This window comes from Hymenobacter sp. R533113 (assembly GCF_056835965.1).
This window is the reverse complement of record NZ_JAKWBD010000013.1, coordinates 2,121,385-2,147,497: the sequence shown is the minus strand read 5'-3', so window position 1 is coordinate 2,147,497 and position 26,113 is coordinate 2,121,385. Positions and strand designations below refer to the sequence as shown.

At 52.0% G+C, this 26,113-nt stretch carries 27 protein-coding genes and 1 pseudogene; 18 read left to right on the top strand and 10 right to left on the bottom strand.

All coding sequences use genetic code 11. The features are described 5' to 3' along the window. Together MKZ35_RS18870 and MKZ35_RS18865 are read right to left on the bottom strand one after the other, a co-directional pair. On the bottom strand, positions 1-632 hold a 632-nt coding region (locus MKZ35_RS18870), incomplete at its 3' end, for a carboxypeptidase-like regulatory domain-containing protein (protein ID WP_482514724.1). Between the two features lie 181 nt (positions 633-813). Continuing rightward, the gene (locus MKZ35_RS18865) at positions 814-2,589 is read right to left on the bottom strand and encodes an AMP-dependent synthetase/ligase (RefSeq protein WP_482514723.1); all 1,776 of its coding nucleotides are present in this window, start codon (positions 2,587-2,589) and stop codon (positions 814-816) included. A 155-nt stretch (positions 2,590-2,744) separates the two neighbouring features. Here MKZ35_RS18865 and MKZ35_RS18860 point away from each other — a divergent pair, with 155 nt between their 5' ends. The 4 genes from MKZ35_RS18860 (at position 2,745) to MKZ35_RS18845 (ending at position 5,803) form a co-directional block, all read left to right on the top strand. Next, positions 2,745-3,893 carry a formimidoylglutamase gene (locus tag MKZ35_RS18860; RefSeq protein WP_482514722.1) on the top strand — a complete coding sequence of 383 codons (1,149 nt, stop codon included), beginning with the start codon at positions 2,745-2,747 and terminating at the stop codon, positions 3,891-3,893. A 54-nt stretch (positions 3,894-3,947) separates the two neighbouring features. Then, complete coding sequence (locus tag MKZ35_RS18855; protein ID WP_482514721.1) at positions 3,948-4,277, top strand: cytochrome b5 domain-containing protein; 330 nt, start codon at positions 3,948-3,950, stop codon at positions 4,275-4,277. A 42-nt stretch (positions 4,278-4,319) separates the two neighbouring features. Continuing rightward, positions 4,320-5,126, top strand: a complete 807-nt coding sequence (murQ, locus tag MKZ35_RS18850) for an N-acetylmuramic acid 6-phosphate etherase (protein ID WP_482514720.1) — start codon at positions 4,320-4,322, stop codon at positions 5,124-5,126. Positions 5,127-5,236: 110 nt separating this feature from the next. Continuing rightward, positions 5,237-5,803 (top strand): hypothetical protein, encoded by a 567-nt coding sequence (locus MKZ35_RS18845; RefSeq protein WP_482514719.1) that lies wholly within the window; start codon positions 5,237-5,239, stop codon positions 5,801-5,803. Between the two features lie 72 nt (positions 5,804-5,875). Here MKZ35_RS18845 and MKZ35_RS18840 read toward each other — a convergent pair whose 3' ends face one another. From MKZ35_RS18840 to era, 4 genes are all read right to left on the bottom strand, one after another. Further along, positions 5,876-6,124, bottom strand: a complete 249-nt coding sequence (locus tag MKZ35_RS18840) for a hypothetical protein (RefSeq protein WP_482514718.1) — start codon at positions 6,122-6,124, stop codon at positions 5,876-5,878. A gap of 297 nt (positions 6,125-6,421) precedes the next feature. Next, the gene (der, locus tag MKZ35_RS18835; protein WP_482514717.1) at positions 6,422-7,744 is read right to left on the bottom strand and encodes a ribosome biogenesis GTPase Der; all 1,323 of its coding nucleotides are present in this window, start codon (positions 7,742-7,744) and stop codon (positions 6,422-6,424) included. Positions 7,745-7,845: 101 nt separating this feature from the next. After that, a complete protein-coding gene (locus MKZ35_RS18830) occupies positions 7,846-8,253 on the bottom strand; it encodes a hypothetical protein (protein ID WP_482514716.1) in 408 nt (135 codons plus the stop codon). Between the two features lie 108 nt (positions 8,254-8,361). Further along, positions 8,362-9,255, bottom strand: coding sequence for a GTPase Era (gene era / locus MKZ35_RS18825; protein WP_482514715.1), 894 nt, complete (start codon positions 9,253-9,255; stop codon positions 8,362-8,364). A 264-nt stretch (positions 9,256-9,519) separates the two neighbouring features. On the opposite strand from era, the gene hemH reads away from it, so the two are divergent. Beyond that, complete coding sequence (gene hemH, locus MKZ35_RS18820) at positions 9,520-10,560, top strand: ferrochelatase (protein WP_482514714.1); 1,041 nt, start codon at positions 9,520-9,522, stop codon at positions 10,558-10,560. Between the two features lie 109 nt (positions 10,561-10,669). Further along, positions 10,670-11,473, top strand: coding sequence for a sulfite exporter TauE/SafE family protein (locus MKZ35_RS18815; protein ID WP_482514713.1), 804 nt, complete (start codon positions 10,670-10,672; stop codon positions 11,471-11,473). A gap of 35 nt (positions 11,474-11,508) precedes the next feature. Here the strand turns inward: MKZ35_RS18815 and MKZ35_RS18810 are convergent, their stop codons facing one another. Further along, entirely contained in the window at positions 11,509-12,039 is a 531-nt protein-coding gene (locus MKZ35_RS18810) for a PRC-barrel domain-containing protein (protein ID WP_482514712.1), read from the bottom strand. A gap of 76 nt (positions 12,040-12,115) precedes the next feature. Further along, positions 12,116-12,775: a hypothetical protein gene (locus MKZ35_RS18805; protein ID WP_482514711.1), complete on the bottom strand. Its 660-nt coding sequence runs from the start codon at positions 12,773-12,775 to the stop codon at positions 12,116-12,118. Between the two features lie 842 nt (positions 12,776-13,617). On the opposite strand from MKZ35_RS18805, the gene MKZ35_RS18800 reads away from it, so the two are divergent. From MKZ35_RS18800 to MKZ35_RS18770, 7 genes and pseudogenes are all read left to right on the top strand, one after another. Further along, the gene (locus tag MKZ35_RS18800) at positions 13,618-13,884 is read left to right on the top strand and encodes a hypothetical protein (RefSeq protein WP_482514710.1); all 267 of its coding nucleotides are present in this window, start codon (positions 13,618-13,620) and stop codon (positions 13,882-13,884) included. Then, positions 13,869-14,033: a response regulator transcription factor gene (locus MKZ35_RS18795; RefSeq protein ID WP_482514709.1), complete on the top strand. Its 165-nt coding sequence runs from the start codon at positions 13,869-13,871 to the stop codon at positions 14,031-14,033. Before MKZ35_RS18800 ends, MKZ35_RS18795 begins: the two co-directional genes overlap by 16 nt. A 161-nt stretch (positions 14,034-14,194) precedes the next feature. Continuing rightward, positions 14,195-14,386, top strand: a complete 192-nt coding sequence (locus MKZ35_RS18790) for a hypothetical protein (protein ID WP_482514708.1) — start codon at positions 14,195-14,197, stop codon at positions 14,384-14,386. 69 nt (positions 14,387-14,455) lie between these two features. Next, the gene (locus MKZ35_RS18785; protein ID WP_482514707.1) at positions 14,456-14,656 is read left to right on the top strand and encodes a hypothetical protein; all 201 of its coding nucleotides are present in this window, start codon (positions 14,456-14,458) and stop codon (positions 14,654-14,656) included. 99 nt (positions 14,657-14,755) lie between these two features. Continuing rightward, complete coding sequence (locus MKZ35_RS18780; protein ID WP_482514706.1) at positions 14,756-15,199, top strand: CPBP family intramembrane glutamic endopeptidase; 444 nt, start codon at positions 14,756-14,758, stop codon at positions 15,197-15,199. A 150-nt stretch (positions 15,200-15,349) separates the two neighbouring features. Next, positions 15,350-16,450, top strand: coding sequence for an HlyD family secretion protein (locus MKZ35_RS18775; protein WP_482514705.1), 1,101 nt, complete (start codon positions 15,350-15,352; stop codon positions 16,448-16,450). Positions 16,451-16,772: 322 nt separating this feature from the next. After that, positions 16,773-18,980: pseudogene (locus MKZ35_RS18770) on the top strand (peptidase domain-containing ABC transporter). Between the two features lie 53 nt (positions 18,981-19,033). On the opposite strand, the gene MKZ35_RS18765 reads toward MKZ35_RS18770, so the two are convergent. Further along, positions 19,034-20,185, bottom strand: a complete 1,152-nt coding sequence (locus MKZ35_RS18765) for a cysteine desulfurase family protein (protein WP_482514704.1) — start codon at positions 20,183-20,185, stop codon at positions 19,034-19,036. Between the two features lie 113 nt (positions 20,186-20,298). Continuing rightward, entirely contained in the window at positions 20,299-21,693 is a 1,395-nt protein-coding gene (glmM, locus tag MKZ35_RS18760) for a phosphoglucosamine mutase (protein WP_482514703.1), read from the bottom strand. 174 nt (positions 21,694-21,867) lie between these two features. Here glmM and mazG point away from each other — a divergent pair, with 174 nt between their 5' ends. From mazG to MKZ35_RS18735, 5 genes are all read left to right on the top strand, one after another. Then, on the top strand, positions 21,868-22,707 hold the full coding sequence (gene mazG / locus MKZ35_RS18755; protein ID WP_482514796.1) for a nucleoside triphosphate pyrophosphohydrolase: 840 nt from the start codon (positions 21,868-21,870) through the stop codon (positions 22,705-22,707). 276 nt (positions 22,708-22,983) lie between these two features. Next, positions 22,984-23,856: a MotA/TolQ/ExbB proton channel family protein gene (locus MKZ35_RS18750; RefSeq protein WP_482514702.1), complete on the top strand. Its 873-nt coding sequence runs from the start codon at positions 22,984-22,986 to the stop codon at positions 23,854-23,856. A 65-nt stretch (positions 23,857-23,921) separates the two neighbouring features. Then, a complete protein-coding gene (locus tag MKZ35_RS18745) occupies positions 23,922-24,551 on the top strand; it encodes an ExbD/TolR family protein (RefSeq protein ID WP_482514701.1) in 630 nt (209 codons plus the stop codon). A 14-nt stretch (positions 24,552-24,565) separates the two neighbouring features. Continuing rightward, on the top strand, positions 24,566-25,090 hold the full coding sequence (locus MKZ35_RS18740) for an ExbD/TolR family protein (RefSeq protein ID WP_482514700.1): 525 nt from the start codon (positions 24,566-24,568) through the stop codon (positions 25,088-25,090). After that, positions 25,087-25,914 (top strand): energy transducer TonB, encoded by an 828-nt coding sequence (locus tag MKZ35_RS18735; RefSeq protein WP_482514699.1) that lies wholly within the window; start codon positions 25,087-25,089, stop codon positions 25,912-25,914. The genes MKZ35_RS18740 and MKZ35_RS18735 overlap by 4 nt, the downstream gene beginning before the upstream one ends. Positions 25,915-26,113 lie beyond the last annotated feature (199 nt).

Below are 26,113 nucleotides of genomic sequence, written 5' to 3'. Positions count from 1 at the left end.
CTGGGAATTGCTTTCAGTGCGAGGCCATCCAGCGAAATCCACAACTGACTAGGGTTTTGGTTAGACGAGCCGCTACTCATGCCTATATAGTTCGTGTTGCTGACATCAGCTGTGGTGCCAAAGTATAGATGATAGTAATACAAGCTTGGATATAGCTGTGTGTTGTAAGTGGTACTCAGCGTATAGGGTATGCTATTGTCGAAACTTTTAGGGCCAGCCAGCGAAAAGCTCGTCACTACGGTTGAGGCTGGCTGCCCCAGCACTACCGCACGCACCAGATTAGGATTTTGGACATCGAGTACGAGGTTCTGCTCCTGCCAGGTACCCACGCCAGCACCGCTATAAACGACCTTGTACTGGTCAAACGGCAGCGTTTTAAATTGGAAGCTGCCGTTAGCATCGGTAGTCGTGGTAAGTGGCTGAGCACTTGTACTCCCTTGTAGCGTTACCAGCACCCCGGTATTAGTAACGGGCTGCCCTGCCTCGTCCTGAATTTTCACAGTGCCGGCCAGCGAACCCATGGTCACCAGAACCGGCGGAGCCGGATCGTCTTGCTTCTTATCACGGTCACAGCCCGCCAACAGAAAAACTGCCCAAACAAAGCTAAGTAGCAGCTTAGCAAATTTGCTCATAAAAGTTAAATAGGTAGCTAGTTGAAAGAAAGGGTAGCATACTTCTCGCACCCATTCTACCCACAAGTGGATACAAATAGTATTCCATGTCAGCCCCTAGCGCCAACTCAATTTGTGTTCTTTCGAGCTTCTATTCTCTCAACTAAACGGCCCCACTAATTTAATAATGAGGCCGTTTCAGTTAGCGAACAGCGTTTTGGTGATACAGGCTCTCGATCAAATTCCGATTGTTCTCGGTAATCGCCTTGCGCTTTACTTTCATTGTGGGCGTCATTTCACCAGTTTCCACGGTCCAGAGGTGGGGCATTAGGCAAATTTTCTTCACCTGCTCCCACTGGGCAAAGCCTTGGTTATAACTCTTCACCAAGTCATCGTACATATCCACGATTTGAGGGTCTTTGATCATTTCCTCATTGGAGGTGAAGGCTATTTCCTTGCGCTTACACCAGTTTTTCAGCTCATCAAACGACGGCACGACCAGCGCTGATGGAAACTTCTGATCAGCGCCAACTACCATGGCCTGCTCAATCAGCGGCGACTCTTTAAGCTTGTTCTCAATGACTTGCGGAGCGATGTATTTGCCCCCCGAGGTCTTGAACATCTCCTTTTTGCGGTCCGTGATTTTGAGGAAACGCCCGTTTACAAACTCGCCAATGTCGCCGGTATGGAACCAGCCATCGGCGTCGATGACCTCTTTGGTCAATTCGGGCTTGTTGTAATAGCCTTTCATTACGGAAGGCGACTTGGTCAGAATCTCGCCGTCGGGGGCGATTTTAACTTCCGTGTTTTCAATTAGGGGACCCACCGCGCCGATGTAGTTGTTCTCCCGCTCGTACCCACTGACAGCAATAACGGGGGAGGTTTCGGTGAGGCCGTAGCCTTCCATTACGGGGATGCCCGCCGCCCAGAACACACGGGCCAAACGCGGCTGCAAGGCTCCGCCACCCGACACGATACACTTCAAATTGCCCCCCAGCGCTTCGCGCCACTTATTGAAAATCAACTTATTGGCCAGTGCCAGCTGGGTATTATAAACAAAGCCTTGGTTTTTCTGGGTATCAAATTTCAACCCTAGATCCAGGGCCCAGAAGAAGAGGTTTTTCTTCACGCCTTCCAGATCGTGGCCCTTGGCCACAATCTTATCATATACCTTCTCCAGCAGGCGGGGCACCGTGGTAAATATCTGCGGCTTGACTTCGCGCAGGTTGTCGGCAATGACTTCCATGCTCTCGGCGTAGTATATGCTCACGCCGTTGATCATGTACAGATACGTCACCATGCGCTCGAAAATATGGCACAGCGGCAGGAAGCTGAGGGCCGTATCATCCTTGGTCACGGGCACGGACGGTTGCGAATTGCGGCAGTTGCTGAGCAGGTTATCGTGGCTGAGCATTACCCCTTTCGGGTTGCCGGTGGTGCCCGAGGTATAGATGATGGTCATCAGATCATCGGGTTGCACGGCGGCTTTTATCGGGTCCAGATCGGCCACGTTGCCTTTCTTGCCCATGGCCAGCAGCTCATCGAAGTGCCGGGCGCCTTCTATTTTATCGAATGTGAAAATGTGCTGTACTTCGGGCAAAGCGGCTGTAGCCTCTTTCACTTTGGCGTACAGGCTTTTATCAGACACAAACACGGCCTTTACACCAGCATCGGTAAAGATGTATTTATAGTCTTCAACCGTGATGCTGGGGTACATAGGCACGCTCACGGCACCAAGCTGGGAGATGCCAAAGTCGGCCAGCATCCACTCCGGCCGGTTCATGGAGATAATAGCGACTTTATCATCTTTTTCAATCCCCAACTGCCGCAGCCCCAGGCTTACCTGATTGGCAGCCTCACTTACCTGCTGGGTGCTCATCTTTTGCCATTCGCCCTTGACTTTGGCGGCGAGACAATCAGACTTCGGGTACTTCGCAAGCTGGTTAGGCAGAATATCAAACGCGCGACGAACTTCCATTGAATAAGAGCGAAAGGGTGGGAAATACTGGTTAAATAACTGGATTTTTTTGCGGAAAGCCAACTGCTACCGTAGGATTAAACCGCTGGGGGGCAAATGTGGTGGACGGCTGACACGATTTGCGTAATTTCGCCGGCCTGCCTTGCTTTTGCCCGATGAATCTGGCTATATTTTTTGATCCGCTCCCTGAGGAGCTAGTGCCCTCGCTCATTGCCCCTACCACGCTCGGGGCGCATCTTACCTGTTTTCTGGATACGTTTCCGGACTGGCGGGAGGCTGATATGGCAATTATTGGCCTGAATGAGTGGCGGGGTAGTGCTGCGGGCTCACCTGACCAGCACGGAGCCAACGTGGTGCGCCACCGCTTCTACCAGCTGCAGAAAGGCGCGGCACCGCTCCGGCTCGTGGATCTGGGCAACCTGCGGCCCGGCCTCACTCTGGAAGACACTTACCTGCGTCTCCGCGAGATAGTCTCGACGCTGCTAGAGCAGAATACCGTGCCCATCCTTCTGGGCGGCAGCCACGACCTGGACTACGGCCAGTTTCTGGCATATGAAACCCTCGACCGAGCCGTAAGCTTTGCCTCCGTGGATGCCCGCGTGGATATGGCTGAGCATGACTCAGCCGCCCCCGAAGACTCACACTTGCGACGTATGCTCATGCACGCGCCCAGCTTTTTATTCAACTTTGCCCAACTGGCGCACCAGCAATACTTGGCTACCCCGGAGGTGCTAGCGGCTTTAGAGAAGCTGCATTTCGAAACGCTGCGCCTGGGTGCCGTGCGGACGGATGTGCGCCAGGCGGAGCCTTTACTGCGGCAGGCCGACTTTGTGAGCTTTGATGTGGCCGCGCTGCGTTGGCAAGATGCACCTGCTTATTCGCCGGCCAACCCTTTCGGTCTGACCAGCGAGGAAGCGGCGCAGCTGGCCTGGTACGCGGGCCACAACGACCAGCTCAGCAGCTTCGGTCTCTACGGCTACCGCCCCGACCACGACCCTCACGGTTTGGGCGCCGCTACCTTGGCCACCATGCTCTGGTATTTTGTGGAAGGCTTTTATCATCGGCGTGGCGAAACGGATTTTCAAAGTACCCGCTTTAAGCGCTATGCGGTGGGGCTGCCCGGTACGCCGGCCAAGCTGGTTTTCTACAAAGCCAAGCGCACCGAAAAATGGTGGCTGGAAGTGGAAAGCATGGCCAACAGCAGCATCAAACGTGTGGTGCCGTGCAGCTACGAAGACTATGTGCACGCCGCGCAAGGCGACTTGCCCAATCGCTGGATTCTGACGCAGGCGCTGTTGGGTTAATCCGTTTTAGTGGCTGTAAAGTCTGTATTTACCAGAAGCTTCTCCTAACTTTAAATGAATAATCCTGTCTCGCTGGCAGCAAAAAGCCAGGACCAAACGCCGCAAAACATCGAGTTGCCTGAGTACACCGCGTCCCAGCTAGCGTTGCGTAATGGTCAGGACCGGGATGAAGTATGGGTTAGCTACCAAGGGTTGATTTATGATGTGAGCCGCTCCCGCCTTTGGACCCGTGGCAACCACTATGGGCACTGGGCCGGCCAGGATCTTACCGCCGAGCTGCACCGCGACGCCCCTCACACGGCCCATGTTTTTGATAAATTCACGGTTATTGGAAAGCTAAAATTGCCCCCCGGTACCGTCGCTCCCAACCAGACCGCCCGGTAGCCGTAAGCGCCGTCATTCCCCCACCCTATTCCGCCCTCTACCGTGAATTCTACCGAAAGCGCCTCCCTCTTCAACGACCTCGAGACTTTATCTACGCACGATTTGCTGGCAGGCATAAACAGCGTCGATCAGACCGTGCCGCAGGCCGTAGCCAAGTCCTTGCCCCAGATTGAAGCATTGGTGGAGGCTACTGTTGCCTGTATGCAGCGTGGGGGGCGTTTATTCTACATCGGCGCTGGTACCAGCGGGCGGCTCGGGATTCTGGACGCGTCGGAGTGTCCGCCCACGTTTGGAGTGCCGCAGGGATTGGTTATCGGTATCATTGCCGGTGGCGACACTGCTATTCGCCAAGCAGTGGAAAATGCCGAAGATGACCCTGAGCAAGCCTGGCAGGATTTGCAGAAGCACAGCATTAATCAAAACGACATCTTAGTGGGTGTTGCCGCCTCGGGTCGCACGCCTTACGTAATTGGTGGCCTGGAACAGGCGCGGCGCCAGGGAATTGCGACGGGGTGTATTGTTTGCAATGCCAGCTCCCTGGTAGCTGTCGCCGCCGAATTTCCGGTGGAAGTCGTGACGGGGCCGGAGTTCGTGACCGGCAGCACGCGCCTGAAAGCCGGTACCGCCCAAAAGCTTGTGCTTAACATGCTCACCACAGCCACCATGATTCGGCTGGGGAAGGTGAAAGGCAATAAAATGGTGGATATGCAGCTCACCAACTACAAACTGGTCGACCGCGGGGAGCGCATGCTGATGGATGAGCTCGGCATTGAGCAAGCTGAAGCCGCGGCCCTTCTGCAACAGCACGGCTCGGTGCGGGCGGCGCTGGCGGCTCATGCCAGTCAATAGTTAGCCATTGGTAGTGTTGAACGCTGCCTTATGCCCAACCAATATTTTTGAGCGGTGTATGGAACAGAACGTCCTGTGGCACGTTTCTACCAAAAAACAGCCGCTTTCCCGTGCATACTATCGAGCCGCATTATAATTGGATTGAGCAGTATTCGGCCTCCGAAGACCCTCGTTCGCCCTTGTTCGAGGCCGAAAACAGCCTTGATTCCTTTACCAATACTATTTACGGCTACTACATTCATCCCCAATGGGATAGCCTGGAGTCAGATACCTTGTTTCTCAAAATTCTCTTCGTAGATTATGAGCAGGGTATTGGTGTTATCGAGTTTATCGGCGAATGGAACGACGCCATCGAGAACGATGTGATGCAGCTCAAGCGCAACATAATTGACTTAATGGTACATGAAGGCATCCGCAAATTCATTCTCATCGGTGAGAACGTGTTCAACTTCCATGGCTCCGACGACTCGTATTACGAGGAATGGTTTGAGGATGTGGAGGATGGCTGGATTGCCGGCGTCAATTTCCAGGAGCACGTATTGCGCGAAATGCGCCAGTACAACATTGATAATTACGTGAACTTCGGTGGCCAGCTCGACGACCTACCGTGGCGCACCTACGAGCCGCGCCGCCTGTTTGAAGTGGTAGACAGCATGCTACAGCGGCGGCTTAATTGAATTCTTTTTAAACATAAAAAAGCCCCCCGGAGCAAGTCCGGGGGCTTTTTTCGTGCTTTCGCACCAACTGAATTAGTTGGTGGTGGTAGCAGCAGGGGTAGTAGTAGAAGGCATTGCGTCAGCAGCATCTTCCATGTTGTCAGCCGTGTTCTCAGCAGCGTCGCGGGTCGAGTCAGCAGACTCTTCCATAGCGTCGGCCTTCATTTCGCCAGCTTCTTCTACGTTGTCAGCAGCGTTCTCTTGAGCGTTTTCAGTCTTCGTGTCGCAAGAAGTGAAAGTGAACGAAGCAGCAGCGAGGGCGAGGAACAATACTTTTTTCATGATCAGGGTAAATTAGATAGGGGGTGAAAAATCGATTTTGAGGTGAATCTTTCAACGTTCCGCGAACGGTTTATCAGCAGATTCGAAGCTTTATACCTCAGTGATTAAGAGGTAACCCGACGAGACCAAGAATTTTATTAATTATTCGCAGATGGTGGTAATTTCAATGAACGCGCTGCCCAAAAAAGCCCCCCAGAACTATTCTGGGGGACTTTTTTGTGGAATATATCAGCCTAATAAAAAGGGCCATCACTTACTTTTTCTTTTCAGAATGTCTTTGATCAGCTGAATCGGAGGTTATTTCTTGCGGAAAATAATGCCAATGGGCACTCCTGTGAAGTCGAAATGCTCGCGCAAACGGTTTTCCAGGTAACGCGTGTAGCTCTCCTTCACGTACTGTGGCAGGTTGCAGAAGAAGGCGAAAACCGGGTTGTGCGTGGGCAGCTGCGTCACGTACTTTATTCGCACCATTTTACCCTTGGTAGAAGGCGGCTGATGCGCCTCAATCTCCCGCAGCATTACCTCGTTGAGTTGAGAAGTCGGTATTTTTTTCGACTTATTGTTGTACACCTGCACGGCCGTTTCGATGGCTTTGTGCACGCGCTGCTTGGTAAGCACCGAGGTAAAAATAATCGGTGGATAGCTGATCGGGGCGATTTTCTCCCGAATCTGATCCTCAAACTCCTTTACCGTATTCGTCTGCTTGTCCTCGATCAAGTCCCACTTGTTCACCACAATCACGATACCCTTGCGGTTGCGGTCGGCCAAGCCAATAATGTTCACGTCCTGCGCCTCAATGCCACGAGTAGCATCAAGCATTACGATACACACGTCCGACTCTTCCATAGCCCGGATAGAGCGCAGTACGGAGTAGAACTCAATGTCTTCGTGTACCTTGTTTTTACGACGCAAACCGGCCGTATCAACCAAGATAAAGTCGTTGCCGAAGGCGTTGTAGCGGGTCTGGATGGCATCGCGGGTAGTGCCGGCAATGTCCGTTACGATGGTCCGCTCCTCGCCAAGCAGCAGGTTGAACAAGCTGGACTTGCCCACGTTGGGCCGACCCAGAACGGCGATTTTCGGTAGGCCAGCATCGGGCTCTTCTTCCCACGGGTCGTCGAAGTGACTTACCACGGCATCGAGCAAATCGCCGGTGCCGGAGCCATTTTGGCTGGAAATAGTGAAGATGTCGCCGTCGCCAATTCCTAAAGCATAAAATTCACCGGCCGCGTGTGCCCGAGCATTGGTATCTGCCTTGTTGGCAACCAGATAAATCGGTTTTTTGCCTTGGTACCGACGCATCACATTGGCAAACTCCTCATCCAGACCATGCAAACCGGCGTCTACATCAACCATAAACAGGATTACGTCGGCCTCGTCGATGGCCAGCTTTACCTGCTTGCGGATTTCCTCCTCAAATACGTCGTCGGAGCCGTGGACGTAGCCGCCCGTGTCGATGACGGAATAGTACTTGCCGGTCCAGTCGCCGTAGCCGTAGTGCCGGTCGCGGGTTACGCCGCTTTCGTTGTCCATGATGGCCTTACGCTGGCCAACTAAGCGATTAAAAAGCGTGGATTTGCCCACGTTGGGCCGCCCCACAATAGCAATGGTATTTTTCATTAGTCTGACTCCAGCCGCCGGCCCGACCAGTTTCGGCAGTGCCCGGAGTAGTTAAGTAAAAGTGAGGTCGGAAGATTCGCGGCAGAGCCGATGGAGACAGTTTACTTTTTTGGTGAAACCGAAGCCTTCGGTTTTTTCAGTTTTACTTGGATAACACCCCACGAGCCCCGAGAGCCAAAGAGTACTGTATAGGAATCATCTTTATTTAAGTTTACTAACTCTACGTCCTTAAGAGTATAGTTATTCAGGCTATCAAACGGTACGAAGCGATTATTGAGCATCAGAGGCATGGGCGATTCAGGCAATGTGTTAATAGTTACCATTCGCCTTGGATCGGCCGCGGTTGGAGATAATGGTGGTCGTTTCTGGCCGGTAGTAGGTTTCGCCACTTTCTGCATGGCCTCTACCAGTTGTCGGAGGTCGCTAGTAGGTTGTAAGTTTTGAGCGAGAGCAGCCGGTGAGACCATAGCGCCCGCAGCTACGAGCAGCATACCAAATACTATTTTCATAAAAGTGAGAGCAAGAAATGAAGTCGTATTTGGCATATGCTCTTTCCCAAATCATTCCATACACAGGATAAATAATTATTTATGCCCCAACCAAGCTAAGACTTAGGGTTACTGATAACCAAAACGGCTCAACGCTTTCGGGTCGGTGCGCCAGTTTTCATTGACTTTTACGTGGGTTTCCAAGAACACCTGTTTGCCGAAGAACTTCTCCATTTCCTCCCGCGCCCAGGTGCCTACTTTCTTCAAAGCCTCGCCTTTGTGGCCGATGATAATGCCCTTCTGACTAGCCCGTTCTACATAAATCGTGGCCCGGATGCGGATGATTTTCTCGTCTTCCTTGAATTCCTCCACACCGACTTCGCAGCTGTAAGGGACTTCTTTTTTGTAGAGCTTAAAAATTTTTTCCCGAATCATCTCAGCGGCAAAAAACCGTTCTGGCTTATCGGTTAGCTCGTCTTTGGGATAGTACGGCGGGTGCTCGGGCAAGCGCTCCAGTACCAGTTCCAGAACACGCTCGGTACCTAAAGCCTTCAATGCTGATATAGCCAATACTTCGGCGGCATTGGGCAGCTGCTCGCCCCAGTAAGCGAGCTTAGCTTCCACTTCAGCTTGCTCAGCCTGATCTATCTTGTTAACCAAGACAATGACCGGTGTTTCGGCCCGGCGCAGACGCTCTACCACGGGTTCTTCGTCGTGCTTTTCGTAGATATCAGTGACGAACAGAATCACGTCGGCGTCTTCCAACGACGAATACACGAAGCTCATCATGGCGTTGTGCAGCTCATATTTGGGCTGAATAATGCCGGGCGTGTCCGAATAGACGAGCTGGAAATCGTCGCCATTCAGGATGCCCATGATGCGGTGGCGCGTGGTTTGGGCTTTGCTGGTAATAATGCTTAGCCGCTCGCCCACGAGCACGTTCATAAGCGTGGACTTACCTACGTTGGGCTTGCCAATAATGCTCACAAAGCCGGCGCGGTGCGGTTTGGGTTCGGGATTCACTGGGATACTGCTGAAAATGAGGCTGCAAAGGTACGGACGCTTTGCTTAATGAAGAGTTAAGAATGAGAAATGAAGAATTGGGTAGTATGCCGAGGTACTTTGTTTCTACTGAAAAAGCCCCCCAGCCTAGCTTGGAGCCTTTGCCACTCAAAAAGAAGCTCTTCGTTGCTCCCTGATAATTCCTCATTCTTAATTCTTCATTCAGCGAAGCGTCAAACCATTGGGGCTCTACCTTTGTATTGCGTCCGACGTTTCGTATTGTTTATGCCTGAAAATGCCCCCCAGCGCCGTATCGGCGTGCTGCTCGTCAATCTTGGTACGCCCGACTCGCCCCAAACCAGCGACGTGCGGCGCTACCTCAATGAATTTCTCACCGATGGCCGGGTAGTGGATATGCCGGCCGCCGTGCGCTACCCCTTGTTTCAGGGTTTGGTAGTGCCATTGCGAGCCCCAAAATCAGCCAAGATATACCAGCAGCTCTGGACCGAGCGGGGCTCTCCCCTGCTCTTTCACGGGCTCGATTTGCAGAAGCTAGTGCAGGAAAAACTGGGCTCGCACTATGTTGTGGCCTTCGGGATGCGCTACCAGAACCCCAGTATTGAAAAGGCCTTAGAGGAGCTGCGCGAGGCCGCTGTTGACCGGATTATCGTGTTGCCTTTGTTTCCGCAGTACGCCTCGGCCAGCACGGGCTCGGTGCAGCAGAAGGTGATGGACATTGTGCGCAAGTGGTGGATAGTACCCAGCATCAGCTTCATCAGCTCCTTTGCCGACAATCAAGGCTTTATCGACACCATTGTGGCCTTGGGTAAGGCCGAAATGGCCAAGCACGACTACGACCACGTAGTGTTCAGCTACCACGGCATTCCGGAGCGCCATGTGCTGAAGGGTAGCTTCAAAGGCTATTGCCAGTTGGGCAAGTGCTGCAACACCTACAATAAGAACAACCGTTATTGCTACCGTGCCCAGTGTTTTGCTACATCGCGCTTAGTGGCCGCTGGTTTGGGTTTGAGTCCCGAGCAATACACGGTTGCCTTTCAGAGTCGCCTGCAAAGCCGCCTGCGCGACCCGTGGCTCCAGCCTTATACCGATGAGATTCTGAAGCCATTACCTGGCAAAGGGATTAAGAATGTATTAGCCTTCAGCCCGGCCTTCGTAGCCGACTGCCTGGAAACCACTATCGAAGTGGGGGAGGAATTCAAGGAATTATTTGAGGAATCCGGCGGCGAGCATTGGCAGCTGGTGCCTTCCCTGAATACTCATCCGCTTTGGGTAGAAACCGTTACGGACATGATTCGGCAGAATTAAACTTTTGCCGATTTTGCTAGCATAGCCTCTGCTTCAGGTAAATAACTATGAGGCAGAGGCTTTCATTTGCTTTTTAGTAGCATTACAGCTTATAAGTATCCTGCCAACAATGAACGTGCTGATGCTTAATGTGTCCTGGGAGCAGGTGTGGGAGGTAATAAGCACAGCCAAGACTTTTTACATTTTTATAGCTATTGGCTTCATAGCTCAGCTCATCGACGGGTTGCTGGGTATGGGATACGGCGTGGTTACGGCCATCAGCCTAATGTCAATGAATATGTCGCCGGCGTCCGTTAGTGCCAGCATCCATACGGCCGAAATGTTTGCCAGTGGCGCTTCGGGCTACAGTCATTACCGGCTTGGCAACGTTAATAGGCGCCTGTTCAAAGCGTTGTTGGTGCCCGGTGTGCTGGGTGCCGTGAGCGGAGCCTTGCTGCTTTCTTACTTTGGCGAGTATTTCGCAGCCTGGGTGAAGCCCACCCTGGCGGTGTATCTGTTGCTGCTGGGGTTGCGCATTCTGCGTCAGTCTTTTCAGCGGCCCGTCCCTTCTCGCCCTGTAAAGCATATCGGCTGGCTGGCCGGTGCGGGGGGCTTTTTAGACTCCTTCGGCGGTGGCGGCTGGGGACCGTTGGTTACTAGCACCTTGCTTATGCGGGGCCGCACGCCCCAATACGTCATTGGCTCCGTTAGCCTAACCGAGTTTTTTGTCACCTTCGCCAGCGCTCTTACCTTTTTTGCTACTCTTGGCTTTTCGCACTGGCAAGTAGTACTGGGGCTGATTGTAGGAGGCGTAGCCGCAGCCCCCTTAGCAGCGCGCCTGGCCGGAAATCTTCCCGTTCGCTGGATGTTCGCGGGCGTGGGCCTCATGGTTATCGTTTGGAGCTTCTGGACGCTGTATAAAGCATTTAGCTAACCATGACGCCAGGTAGAAAAGCCCCCCAGAATTAACTAAAGGACGTTTCCATGCTGGTCGCGGCGGCGAAAAGCACTTAGCTCAGCCGGCCGCCGGTTTTGGTAAAAATGCTGCTCGTCGTAGGAAGGCTGATTGTAGAAAGTGGCAGAGCCGGCTTCGGGCAATGGAAGCTTCAGGGCCCGTAGCATAGCCTCTTCATAGTCGCGGCTGATCTGGATTTCGGAATAAGGCGGGTACTCCAATACCGACTCCATTGTCAGGGCCGGAACGAACACGTTATCACCCTCCTCATCTAGGGCAGCTACGCCAATTGGCAGCAAAATATGGCGCTCGTTCTTATTCAGGCGCAGGTTGCTGCTCAACTCAACATCGAGGTAGCGCACTTTCAGCGCGTCTTCCTCCACTATCAACTCGGCCACTTCGCCAAATTTCTGCCCATCGGCCCCACGCACATTCCAGCCGCGTACATCGGGGCTGCTATCGGCTACTTCAAAATCAGTCAAATCGCGCAGACGCCGCAGGTGCATACCCTCGGCGGGTGGGATTGGGGTAGCAGTTGGTTCCATCAGTAAAAGAATGGGGCGAAGTAAGTGAAGAAAGGTAATCCTGGGAGTGGCTATCAAATCCATTCTTAAGGCAAACTTAAGAAGCGGGCTTACTTAATGTTCCTACCACGTCGGCGGCCCGTACCAGAAACTCCTGCACCGCAGGCACTTCAGCCGCCGTAACCTGGTTTGGCAGCTCGTCGGCTCGCTGCACTAATTCAGCAACAGGGCGGGCCAGCGCCGGATACGCTTTTTGCTGCATCGCCTGCATTAGAGCGGTGGCCGCTACAAAGCCGGGCCGCAGGCTGGCGTTAGCGTCGTCGGCCATACGACTAGTGGCACTGGTCAGGTCATTGCGCTTCTCAGCGATGTTATTATCGCGCATGTCGTCGCGGTCGGCCAAGTCTACGAGGGTAGCAGTAAGCAACTGGAGCCCACGACGCCCATAATCGGGGGTATCATCCTCATCGGCCGCGAATCGAGCCAGTTCCTCAGCCGACGCTGGCGTTTCTTCGGCGGCCATTTCTGTCACGGCTTGCGTGCTGCCCCCGGCGGGCGGAGAAGTAGCTCGCGCTGTCGCCTCGGCGTCAGCATCTGCCGGGGCGACAGCGCCAGTCGCTGACGGAGCGGTAGCTGCCGGTTCCGAGTCGGAGCGAAGTAGAAAGTAAGCTCCTACCGCCAACGCTGCCAGTACCAGCAAAATCAGCAGCCACGGACTCAGCGAGTTCTTCTTGCGTTGAATATTTATTTCAGCCATAAGTCAGGATAAAGCAAGTCTGTGGGAAGCAGTACGGACAGCAGCCAAAATAGGTACTGAATGCAGCCAACGGTCTAAAATTTACGATTATCTTTTACTCACTGAAGGTCTTTGCCACATTCTATCCGGCGTGTTTCGCAAAAGCTGGCTTGTTGAGCCCGTCCCGCGCTGGGGGGCATTTTATAGCTAAACCAATAGCTTCTTGGGCCAATGTGCTGTATAGATGGCCATTACCAGTGGTCTTTCTCTTTAGGGTATGTGGATAGTAGCGCGAAAATCCATTTCGCGACGAGCCGCGCGAGTTCCTACGCGGGTGCTCCGGGCGGCGCGAGACCCGTTACTCGCATTGCTCGTCGCGAAACGGATTTTCGCGCTACCACCTCGCCCACTGTCCACACCCCCTAGTTAATCTAGCTTTGGGACCACATTTTGCAAATCACCATGCCAGCGGCCACTAACGAACAACTCAGCGCGATGCTATCTCTCAACGCTCTGGGACAGCGTGAACAAGCTATTACTGGCGGTGGTCTAAAGCGTGGTGATAAGCCTAATGCATGACCAACTGAAAAAGGCGCTGAACAAGCTATTCAAGCTCCTTTTGATTCAACCTGAAACGGCACCATCACCACGCTTTAGACCACCGCTCTATTACTTTATGCTATATTCAGGCTGGCTGCGCCACGGCGAAACCTACTTCCGCTCTTGCGTTATACTTACTTAGTACTATTTTTTTATACTCCAGTTGCACTGTATAATCCGGCTGCCTATCTTGCCGGAACTATTAAAGTATCTATTACCTATCATCGTGATTACGAGCAAGTTACCCCCCCCCCGCAACTCCAATGCCTAATTCCCTGGAGTGCCTCCTACGGCTGTGTGAGCAATTGCACGCCTGCTCCGATGAAGACCTGCAAAGCCAGCTAAACCAATTAGCCGGTGCTTACCCCGAACGGCTGTTGCCATCCGTGCGGCTCTTGCTGCATACCAGCCAGTACGTGCGGCAGCAGCTACCCACCGCCCCGGACCCGGCCGCGCCTGCTCCCGCACCGGCAAAAAAGCCCCCCACTTCCCCCTCAGCCCGCGGGAACGGGAAGTGCTGGCGCTATTAGGGCAAGGCTACACCCTCCCGCAGATAGGCGATAAGCTTTTTATCAGCCCCGATACCGTGAACAACCATTGCGCCCGGATGCGCGAGAAGCTAGGCTTGCAGGGGCGTAATTCACTGCTGACTTTTGCTGTTAATTGTGGATTAGTATAAAAGAGTAGCTTGCTACTATTGTGTATAGTAGGAGGTAGTCGGCAGATTTGTAACGCAAACAGAAGTACGTGTCGCGACCGGAGTGCTTGTTTTGTGAAATTGCACACATTCAAGGTGAATGTGTAAGTATTAAAACTTCACTTGTTAAATTGATGACAGTAATGAAATTCGATCAATATAATTTGACAGACATGAATTCTGTTGAGCTTACAGAGGTAGGTGGCGGTGGCTGGGAATCATTTCTTACAAAAGCAGGCTGGACTGCTTTAGCAGTTGAGGCTGCTAAAGAATGGGATACCATTAAGCAGGCTGCTGTTGATGGTTGGAATTACGATTACAATCCACCCAAGTAATCCATTTTTATTTCTTTGCGAGTAAAACTTTTCAAATTTCTTAGAAGACTAACAAAAAATACAATGAATATGGCAACTCCAATGATGTTGGATCAATCTCTATCACTTCTCAGCGGTGATGAAATGCAGTTAATAGACGGCGGCGGCGAATTTGAACACCTTTTTTACGATGTAGTATGGGGCACAGCCGCTTTCATACATGGTCTTTACGAAATCACGCAAATGGCTGGCGAGTATCAATCTTCCCTCCCTAGCTCTCTAAAAAAATAAAAAATATAGAAGGGTCGCATTAATTAATGCGACCCTTCTATATTTTTTATCGCTTAAATAAATATAGAAGTTTTATACATGATAAATTGCTCATTAAATATGCACTTACTTTTTTTGAAAAATTATAAGCCATGGCAATTAGTCATTTTAGTTGTTTTGATAGATATCTTTATAGGAGGTGTTTTTTCTTTGTTCGCAACGCCTAACAATCCGGTAGAAGAAATGAAAATATCGATTTGGGAAAAAATGTTTTTGATTACTATCGTAGCTCCTATATTAGAGACTTTAATTTTCCAAAAATTCATAATTAATTTTACTCTTAAGCACACAAATAACCAATTATTCGCAGTATTAGTATCTGCTGTTGCTTTTGGTTTAGCACATAACTATTCCCTCGCTTACGTACTTAAAACAACTTGTACTGGACTGCTTTATGGATCATTATTTATTCTTTGTAAAAAGAAATTTCCAACGATGCACACTGTTTTTGCTCATTCAGCATACAATATATTAGGTGTAACTATTTACTCATTGTTATCATGAACAGTAAATGTTTTTGTCACTGCACCAATGCAATAAAACTTAATCCATTCTGTACTATATTTTTATCATGAATAATTATTATTAATAATATACAAAATGTACAACACTAATTATCAGTTAAATAAGTCGACTTTTACTTTCTTAAGTAAAATGTCTATACGTAGTCATACTATCTATATTGCTGCACTGATTGGATGGGTGGTTTTCGTTATTGCCCTCCCCTTCATTCACCTAAACATCTTCGCCCAGGCGCCCGGCACCCTGCGCCCGCTGGCGGAGAAAACAGAAATCCGGCCGCTGGTAGCGGGCACTATTACCCAGCTACGCGCCCAGGAAAATCAAACTATTCGGAAAGGCGATACGCTGCTGGTGCTGCAATCGGGTGCTATGCAGGCGCAACTGGCGTTGAACGCGAAGCAGCAGGCGGAGAAAGTCGCCTTTATTAGAGATTTGGAAGGATTGGTGCGCGGCCCGGCGGCCCCGGCGGGCGGGCTACGGACGCCACTCTACGGGCAGCAGGCGGCCCAATTTCACTACCAAGAGCAGCAACTGCGCGGTCAGCTGCAAAAAAGCGCCCATGAGCTGGCCACCAGTCAGCGGCTGTACGCGGGCAGAGTGATTGCCCGCATCGAGCTGGAAGACAAAACCTTCGCCCACCGCAAGCTGCTGGATGAAGCCCGCGTGCTGACCGAAACGCAACGTAGCCACTGGCAAACCGATCTTAACGCTCACCGCGCCGCCCTAGCGGAACTGCAGGAGCGGCAGCAACAGCTGGGGCAGGAGCGGCGGCTCTACGTGCTCACGGCCCCGGTCGCGGGCACCGTGCAACAGCTGGCGGGCAAATACGCGGGTAGCTACGTGCAGAGCGGCGAGCTGCTGGGCACCATCTCCCCCGACGGCGACTTGCTGGCCGAGTGCTACGTAGCCCCCAAAGACATCGGCTTTATGCGCGTCGGGATGCCCGTGCGCTTTCAAATAGATGCTTTCGACTATAATCAGTGGGGCCTGATTGAAGGCCGAATAACCGACATCGGCCGTGATTTCGTGCTGCTGAACGACCAGCAGCCGGTTTTCAAGGTGCGCTGCCGGCTGAGCCGGCCCTACCTACAGCTCAAGAACGGCTACCGGGGCAACCTGCGCAAGAGCATGACGGTGCGGGGCCGGTTTCTGCTGGCCCGCCGCAGCCTCTGGCAGCTGCTTTTTGACAAGGCGGATGACTGGCTGAATCCGACGCAGAATGGGGTTGATTAATAGGAAATACTATGATCCTAGCGGTCATGCTGAGCGCAGCGGAGCGGAGTCGAAGCATCTCTACCACTTCATTGCAGTAGTACTGTCATGCTGAGGTCACGAAGCATCTCGCCCGCTTCGTTGCCAGGATATTGTCATGCTGAGAAACCGAAGCATCTCTCCCGCTTCGTTGCCAAGCTAATTGAGATTAGTGTTGCGGTAGAGATGCTTCGACAGGCGGACGCCAGATGAGCATGACCGCCTTTTTACAGGTATCGCTTTTCGAATTCTAAAAACTTCTCTCTTCAAAAAGCACGAAGCGGCTTCGTGCTCTATTTTGTCTATGCGCAACGCTATCAAAGTCCGGCAGCGGGATATTACTGACTGCGGGGCCGCCTGCCTGGCCTCGGTGTCGGCGCACTATAAGCTGCTGCTGCCCGTGGCCCGCATCCGGCAGCACGCCACCACCGATCAGCGCGGCACCAATATGCTGGGCATGGTAAAAGCGGCCACTAAGCTCGGGTTTCAAGCGAAAGGCGTGAAAGGCACCGCTGAGAGCTTGCCCAAGATTCCGCTGCCTGCCATTGCCCATGTCGTGGTGAAAGAGCAGCTTCAGCACTACGTGGTCATCTACCGCGTCACGCCGCAGCGGGTAACGTACATGGACCCCGGCGACGGCAAGCTGCACCGCGTACCGCTGGCGGAGTTTCAGCAGCAATGGACCGGGGTGCTGCTCTTGCTGCTGCCCGATACCTCCTTCCAGCCCGGCGACCACAAAAACTCCGTGCTGGGCCGGTTCTGGCAGCTCGTGCGGCCCCACCGCTCCGTCATGACGCAAGCCTTATTCGGGGCCGCGCTCTATACCGTGCTCGGGTTGGCTATGTCCATCTACGTGCAGAAAATCGTGGATCACGTACTGGCCGACGGCAACCGCAACCTGCTGAATCTGCTCAGCGTCGGGATGCTGGTGCTACTGGTGTTTCAGACGTTTATCGGCACCATGAAAAGCCTGTTCGCCCTCCAGACCGGCCAGCAGATTGACGCCCGCCTGATTCTGGGCTACTACAACCACCTGCTCCAACTCCCGCAAACGTTTTTCGACACGATGCGGGTCGGCGAGATTATTTCCAGGGTAAACGACGCGGTAAAAATCCGGGCTTTCGTGAACGACGTGGCCCTGAATCTGCTGGTGAACGGGTTTATCGTGGTGTTCTCCTTCGGGCTGATGTTCACTTACTACTGGAAGCTGGCGGTCATGATGCTGGCTATTCTGCCGCTGTACGGGGGCATTTATTGGGTGCAAAATCGCCTGAATCGCCGCTACCAGCGCCGACTGATGGAGCAGAGCGCGGAGTTGGAAGCGCAGCTGGTAGAGTAGGTGACGGCGATGGGCACCATCAAGCGGTTTGGGATGGAAAGCTTCGCCAGTGAGCGCACCGAAAGCCGCTTTATCGCCCTGCTGCGGACGGTGTATGAGTCGGGTCGACAAAGTATTGTGGGCGGTTCAGCGTCGGAATTCGTGTCGCAATTTTTCCGCATTGGGCTGCTGTGGGTCGGCTCGTACTTCGTGCTGGCTAACGAACTGACGCCGGGCGAATTGCTGTCGTTTTATGCCATTATCGGCTACTTCACCGGGCCGGCGACCAGCCTTATCGGGGCCAACAAAAGCATCCAGGATGCTCTGATTGCCGCCGACCGGCTCTTTGAGATTATTGATTTGGAGCGCGAAGCCCTGGAAAACAAGACCGAGCTAACGCCCGAGCTGGTCGGCGACATTCGATTGCACGACGTGACGTTTGCCTACAACACGCGCGGCACGGTGTTTCAAAAGCTTAACCTCCATATAAAACGCGGCACGATTGCCGGCATCGTAGGGGAAAGCGGCTCCGGCAAAACCACGCTGCTTTCGCTGTTGCAAGGCCTTTATCCGCTCAGTGAAGGTCGGATAACGATTGGCGAGCTGGACATCCGCCATTTGCACCCCGAGAGTCTGCGCCGCGTGGTGAGCGTCGTGCCCCAGCAGATTGATTTATTCACCGGCACCATCGTCGAGAACATTGCCGTGGGCGACCCGGAGCCGGACATCCGACGCATCATCGGCATTTGTCAGCAGCTAGGGATTCTGGAGTTCGTGGAAAAGCTGCCCAACGGGTTTGCTACCCTGCTGGGCGAGCGGGGCGCGGGGCTGTCTGGGGGGCAAAAGCAGCGGTTAGCCATCGCCCGCGCCCTCTACCGCGACCCGGAAATTCTGATTCTGGACGAAGCCACGTCGGCCCTGGACACTGTTTCAGAGCAGTACGTGCAGCGCACTTTGCACGAGTTGCGGCAGGCCGGTAAGACCATCGTGCTTATCGCCCACCGCCTGAGCACGGTGATGCACGCGGATAAAATAGTGGTGCTGGCGGCCGGCAAATTGCTAGAAGAGGGTACGCACGAACAGCTATTACAAAGTAGCGGCGCTTATTACACGCTCTGGCAACAGCTTCTCCCCGATTCGGTAGCCGCTTACCAAGCCTGTGCGGCTCAAGCAATGGCGGTGGAATGCGTATAGTAGTGTTGCAGTAAAAGGAAAGCAGAATATAGTAAAAAAGCCCCCGGCAGCACTTACACCGCTACCTTACGGTACATCTTAGCCAACTGCTCAACGGCAAATTTCACTTCTCCTACCGTATTGTACTTGCTCATAGAAAAGCGGATGGCTCCGCGGTTGGGGTCGCAGTTCAGCGCGCTCAGCACATGAGAACCCGCATTGGCCCCGCTCGAACACGCCGAGCCCCCTGATACCGACACTCGATTAATATCGAGATTGAAGAGCAGCATCTCGTTTATATCTGATGGTGGAAGACTCACATTCAGTACGGTGTACAAGCTTTGGTTGGCTTCGGCTGAAGTTCCATTGAATTGCACGTCCTCGATTTCCGCTCGCAGAGAGGTTATAAACAGGTCTTTTAGGCCCTGAATATGGCGCTGGTGGTCCACCATATCCCGATAGGCGATTTCTAAAGCTTTAGCCAGCCCCACAATGCCGTAGACATTCTCAGTTCCGGCTCGCACGTTGCGTTCTTGGGCGCCGCCGTGAATGAGCGGCCTGACCTGCGTACCGGAGCGGGTGTAAAGAAATCCGACCCCTTTCGGCCCATGAAACTTATGAGCCGACCCAACCAGAAAGTGCGCTTTAAGCTGCTGCACATCGTGGCGGTAATGGCCCATAGTCTGCACCGTATCCGTGTGAAAAACTGCGCCATGCTGCTGAGCTATGTCAGCAATGGCCTGTACGTCGTTAATGTTGCCTATCTCATTATTGGCGTGCATCAGACTGACGAAAGAGCGTGGGTGCGTAGCCAACAGTTCAGCCAGATGCGTCAAATCTAAGCGGCCGCGCTCATCGTGGCGCAGGTAGCTGAGTTGGATATCGCCGCTTTTTTCTAAGGCCTGTAACGTGTGCAGCACGGCGTGGTGCTCCAAAGGCGACGTAATAGCATGGCGCAGCCCCAATGTGCGAATACTTCCGAAGGCAGCATAATTATCGGCCTCGGTCCCGCCCGAAGTAAAGGAAATCTCCGCGGGTGCCGCATTTATCAGGTGGGCAATGGTCTTGCGTGCATTCTCGATAGCGGCTCGTACCTGTCGCCCATGCCCATGAATGCTGCTTGGGTTGCCAAAGTGATTTTGCAGAAACGGCATCATAGCCTCCAGTACCTCAGGGTCGAGGGACGTGGTAGCGGCATTATCGAAATAAACGGCTTGCTGCGACATGAGTGCTAAGAGGTGAGTACGGAGAGGTGAGAAGTGAGACTCGTCGGAGGCTCATGCAAGGCCAAAAAGTACAAAGAGTCTCACTTCTCACCTCTCCGTACTCATGTCTACTTTTATGCTTTAGCTGAGAGAATCTCTTTGATATCGCCGATGATCTTGTTCGCCAAATGATCAGCGGTGGCATTGGAATCTGACTCAGCGTAAATGCGGATAATAGGCTCCGTGTTGGATTTACGCAGGTGTACCCACTCCTTATCAAACTCTATTTTAACACCGTCGATAGTGTTGATGGGCTGCTTGGCGTAGCGCTTCTGCACTTGCTCCAAAATCTTATCGGTGTTAATGTCGGGGGTCAGCTCGATTTTGTTTTTTGAGATGTGATAACTGGGGTAAGAAGCCCGCAGACGAGTCATCGTCAACCCCGATTTAGCCAGGTGGGTCAGGAACAAAGCAATACCTACCAACGCGTCGCGGCCGTAGTGCAGCTCCGGGAAAATGATGCCTCCATTGCCTTCCCCACCAATAATGGCGTTGGTTTGCTTCATCATATTCACCACGTTTACCTCGCCGACAGCGGCGGCGGCATAATTGCCCCCCAGTCGCTCTGTCACGTCGCGAAGGGCGCGAGTGCTGCTCAGGTTGCTAACGGTGTTGCCGCCGCCGTTCTGCTTGAGCACATAATCGGCTACGGCCACCAAGGTGTACTCTTCGCCGAACATTTCGCCGTTTTCGCTCACCAGCGCCAAGCGGTCCACATCGGGGTCAACTACAATACCGAGATCGTAGCTGCCTTTTTCGAGTACCCGTGCGATATCGCGCAGGTTTTCGGGCAATGGCTCGGGGTTGTGGGCGAAGTCGCCGGTGGGCTCGCAGTGCAGCTTCTCGATTTTTTCAACGCCCAGCGCCTCCAGTAGCATTGGCACTGCCAGACCACCGCTGGAGTTGACGCAGTCAATTACCACCCGAAAATTTTTCGCTCGAATAGCTTCTGCGTCTACTAACGGCAAGGCCAGCACGGCCTTCACGTGCTTTTTAAGAAAGCTGGAATCAGTACTGTACTGCCCCAGCTTGTTTACCGGTGCAAAGTCAAATTGCTCGGCATCGGCTAAGGCTAATACTTGCTGCCCGTCTTGGTCAGAAATAAACTCGCCTTTATTATTGAGCAGCTTCAGCGCATTCCACTGCTTAGGGTTATGAGAAGCAGTTAGAATGATACCCCCACCTGCTTTTTTGGCGGGCACGGCGAGTTCTACAGTAGGCGTTGTACTTAGGCCCAGGTCTATTACATGGATACCCAATCCCTGTAAAGTAGCGGCTACCAGCTTGCTTACCATTTCGCCCGAAATACGGGCGTCACGGCCAATAATGATCGTATTATTCTGCGTGGTATCCAGCACCCATGTGCCAAAAGCGGCTGCGTATTTTACTACGTCGATAGGTGTAAGCCCATCTCCCGCCGCGCCTCCGATAGTGCCCCGAATACCCGAAATTGATTTTATTAGTGCCACAAGCAATGGTTATTTTAAGTCGCAAAAGTAGACAAACGCGCTGCTTTCTCTATGAAAGTAGTTTTAAGGCAACGACAATTTTTAGTCCTTAATTCTTTTCCCAAAGTTGATGATCGAGCGTTCTTGCCTGCGCAATCATTACTCTATGCAGAAAGGAACCGTATATTTGATTTAATGGAAAAGCCTTTCCCTTACCGCCGACCTGAGCAATTAGCAGCCTTCAGCCGTCTACTGGATGTGCTTGACCGCCTGCGCGCTGAATGTCCCTGGGACCGTAAGCAAACCATGCAAAGCTTACGGCACCTCACTATCGAAGAAACCTATGAACTCTCCGATGCCATCCTGCGCGACGACTTAGCGGATGTGCAAAAGGAACTTGGAGATGTGTTTCTGCACTTGATCTTTTACTCAAAAATAGCCTCTGAGAGCAGCCGCTTCGATATTGCCGATGTGTTGAATGCCCAATGTGAAAAATTGATTTTTCGCCATCCGCATATTTATGGCGATACGCAGGTAGCAGATGAGGAGGACGTGAAGCGTAATTGGGAGCAATTAAAGCTGAAAGAAAAAGGAAATACGTCGGTGCTGGGTGGAGTGCCCGTATCATTGCCGGCGCTGGTGAAGGCCATGCGCATTCAGGAAAAGGCCCGCGGTGCCGGCTTTGATTGGGAAGAGCCGGCACAAGTCTGGGAGAAAGTACAGGAAGAATTAGGCGAGTTCGGAGCCGAATTTGCTCCCCAGAACGCTGATTCTATTGACTCAGAGCGGGCGGCAAGCGAGTTTGGTGACTTATTATTCTCGCTCGTAAATTTTGCCCGCTTCGCCGGAATTAACCCTGAAGAAGCTTTAGAACGTACTAATCGCAAGTTTATTCAACGCTTTCAGTACCTTGAAACGGAAGCCGCTCGCGATGGGCATCGCCTCACTGATTTAACCCTGGCTGAAATGGACACGTACTGGGAAAGAGCTAAAACTTTACCCAATTCCTCTGCTTCCGTGAATAGCGAGAAATAGCTTTTTTAAGCCGCACACCGTTTTAAACCGTTTAAACCCATATTTCATTTGGCGGCGCGCTGGTTTTTATTTAGGTTTGCCAAGCATAGACCTTCTGAGAAACCAGGCTCCGCGCACGAGCAGACCCATATTTTATCCCCATTAGTGGGGGCCAAATATGCGGGTGAGCGGGGCTGCCGCCGTCTTTAGGCTATTCTTTTTTCACCCAATACCCCATTCATTTTCTCCCTTTACCGCTTCAACCTTTCACTACCAACCCCCTAATTCTCCGGCACAATGGAACAGAAGAATGCCATGAACAAGAACGTGCGGCCTGCCGCTACCGCTGCTCCGCAAGAAGAAGCAAAAGGCGGATCAGCGTTCGCCGCCATCGTAATTCCGTTGGCACTTGTAGTCTCTATTATTATTTACATGTTCGTGTTTGGCAATGGCGCCAACTTCCAGGGCGGTAATAATGAGAACAACCCAATCGAAGGTAACTACCTCGGCATCGTGTATAAGGGGGGCTTTATTGTACCTATCCTGCTCACGCTGTTCTTACTTGTTATCACTTTCTCGATTGAGCGCTACCTGACTATCGGTAAAGCCCGCGGTACAAAGAGCATCGAAAGCTTCGTGCGTTCGATCCGTCAGAAGTTGAATGTGAACGACATCACCGGCGCTCTGGCGGTTTGCGATCAGCAGAAAGGTTCGGTAGCTAACGTAGTAAAGGCCGGACTGCTGAAATACCAGGAAATGTCGCGTGAGCGTGGTATGGACAAAGACCAGAAGATCCTGTCAATCCAGAAGGAGATCGAAGAGTCGACTGCCTTGGAATTGCCGATGCTGGAGAAAAATCTGGTTATCATCTCTACGATTGCCTCTATCGCTACGCTGGTAGGTCTGTTGGGTACGGTAGCTGGTATGATCAAGGCCTTCTCGGCTCTGGCACAAGCTGGTAACCCGGATGCTACAGCACTTGCAAACGGTATCTCGGAAGCTTTGATTAACACGGCTCTGGGTATTCTTGGCTCCGCGCTGGCCATCATCTCCTACAACTTCTTTACAAGCAAAATCGACGAGCTGACTTATAGCATCGACGAGGCTGGCTTCAGCATTATTCAGACGTTTGCCGCTCAGCACGGCGAAAAAGAAACTTACACGGCATAAGTTGCGGTTAACGCACTAAAGCCTAGGGTTCCTACGTTTCTGAATTCAAACTAACAAAGCCAGAAATGCCTAAAGTAAAACCCCATAGAACGTCCCCCTCGTTGGATATGACCCCGATGGTGGACTTGGCATTCCTGCTGGTGACATTTTTTATGCTCACCACCAAGTTTGCCCCCGAGGAAGTAGTTATGGTGGATACACCATCCTCTACCTCAGACCTCAAGTTGCCCGATACCAACCTCATTACTCTTTCGGTCGATAAAGACGGCAAAACATATTTTGCACTGGACAGCGAGCCTGCGAAGGTTTTGATGCTGGAAAAAGTAGGTGCTAAATATGGCATCTCCTTTACTCCCCAGCAAAAGAAGCGCTTCGGCCAAATGACCAGTTTTGGTGTACCCATTCAGCAGCTTGGTTCTCTGCTCGACCGCGACAAGGAAGAAGTGAAGAAAATTCAGCAGCCGGGTATCCCAACTGACTCCACGAACAATCAAATTATTGATTGGGTAATACAGGGAAGGGCTGCTAACCAACAGCTCTTCAGAAAGCCGGTTTATATCGCCATCAAAGGCGATAATAACGCGGATGTACCGACGGTTCGAAAGCTAATCAAGTACATGCAGGAGAAGGACATTAACCGCTTTAACTTGATTACTGATTTGGAGATGAAGCCCAAAACATTAGTTAGTAACTAACCGGCCGCAGCGAAATGTCAGAAATTCAACAACAAGCCGACTCCGGCGGAAAAGGCGGGAAGAAACGGGCCAAGAAAATGTCGACCAAAATCGACATGACTCCCATGGTTGATTTGGCCTTTCTTCTTCTTACCTTTTTCATGCTCACGACTACGTTCAATAAGCCGAACGTAATGCAGGTAACGATGCCGGTAAAACCAAAACCTGATGATCCGCCATCTGAAATTAAATCGTCTAATGCGATGACGGTAATTTTGGGTGAAGCTAACAAGGTATATTACTACGAAGGCCTATTGGCTGATGATGTAAAGCCTGAGTTGCAGGTTACTAATTATGGTGCTACCGGTGTTCGTAAAGTGTTACTTGATCGGATGCGTCGTAATCCGAATACTGTAGTGCTGATTAAGCCAGCACGAAAGTCAGTCTACAAGAACATGGTTGACATTCTGGATGAGATGAACATCACAAACCAGAAGAAATACGCGCTGGTGGATATTGCACCAGCCGACACTGTACTTATAAGCAAGTCAGGGCTATGATGGATAACACGCAATTGGCCCGTGCTTCCTTCGACGACATCGTCTTTGAAGGTCGCAATAAGGCCTACGGAGCCTTCGTACTCCGTCGCTTGTACAGCAAGCACCTAACCCGTGCTCTTCTCATTGGCATCGCCATCTTCGCGGTTCTGGTAAGCTTCCCTATCATTGCCCGCATGTTTGAGGGTAGCAGAGCAGAGGAAGACGCTAAAAATTTGAAGGTGAATGAGTTGATGGAAGCACCACCACTGGATAAAGCATTACCGCCGCCACCGCCGCCACCACCACCAGAGGCACCACCACCACCACCACCAAAGCTCTCCACGATTAAGTTTACGCCTCCCGTCATCAAAAAAGATGAAGAGGTAGTAAAGGAGGAAGAAATTCCGGATCAGGATGAGTTGAAGGACAAGGTGGTTGCTACCGTGACGGTAAAAGGTAACACCAACGAGGTGGACTTAAGCGGCTTGGAAGGTGATGGCAATGCAGCAGTAGCCGAAGTGGTAGACACGAAAGTGTATACCTATGTAGAGCAAATGCCGCAATTCCCTGGTGGTAATGATGCTATTGTTGGTGCTATTCAAAAAGCCATCAAATACCCGGCATTGGCACTGCGTAACCAAGTAGAGGGAAAGGTTTTCGTAAACTTTACCGTAAACCCACAAGGTGAGGTAACAGATGTGAAAATCACCAAAGGCATCGGGGCCGGCTGCGACGAGGAAACTGTTCGCGCCGTGAAAACCCTGCCAAGGTTCGCTCCCGGTAAGCAGAACGGCCGCGCAGTAAGCGTATCATTTACTGTTCCGGTAACCTTCGCTATTAAGTAATACTTTTGTTTCTCGAAGCTTAAAACCCCAAGCAGCCACTGTGTTGCTTGGGGTTTTTGTTTGCATAAATATCTTTGTCGGCATGCATACTAGTTGAAATATATAGAGCGTTGAGAGTTCGAAAGCCAGAGCAGAAGTGATGAGAAGTAGATAGTATATGGCTTGGGTAATGCGCGTTGCGGCCTCCTTTCACCTTTAA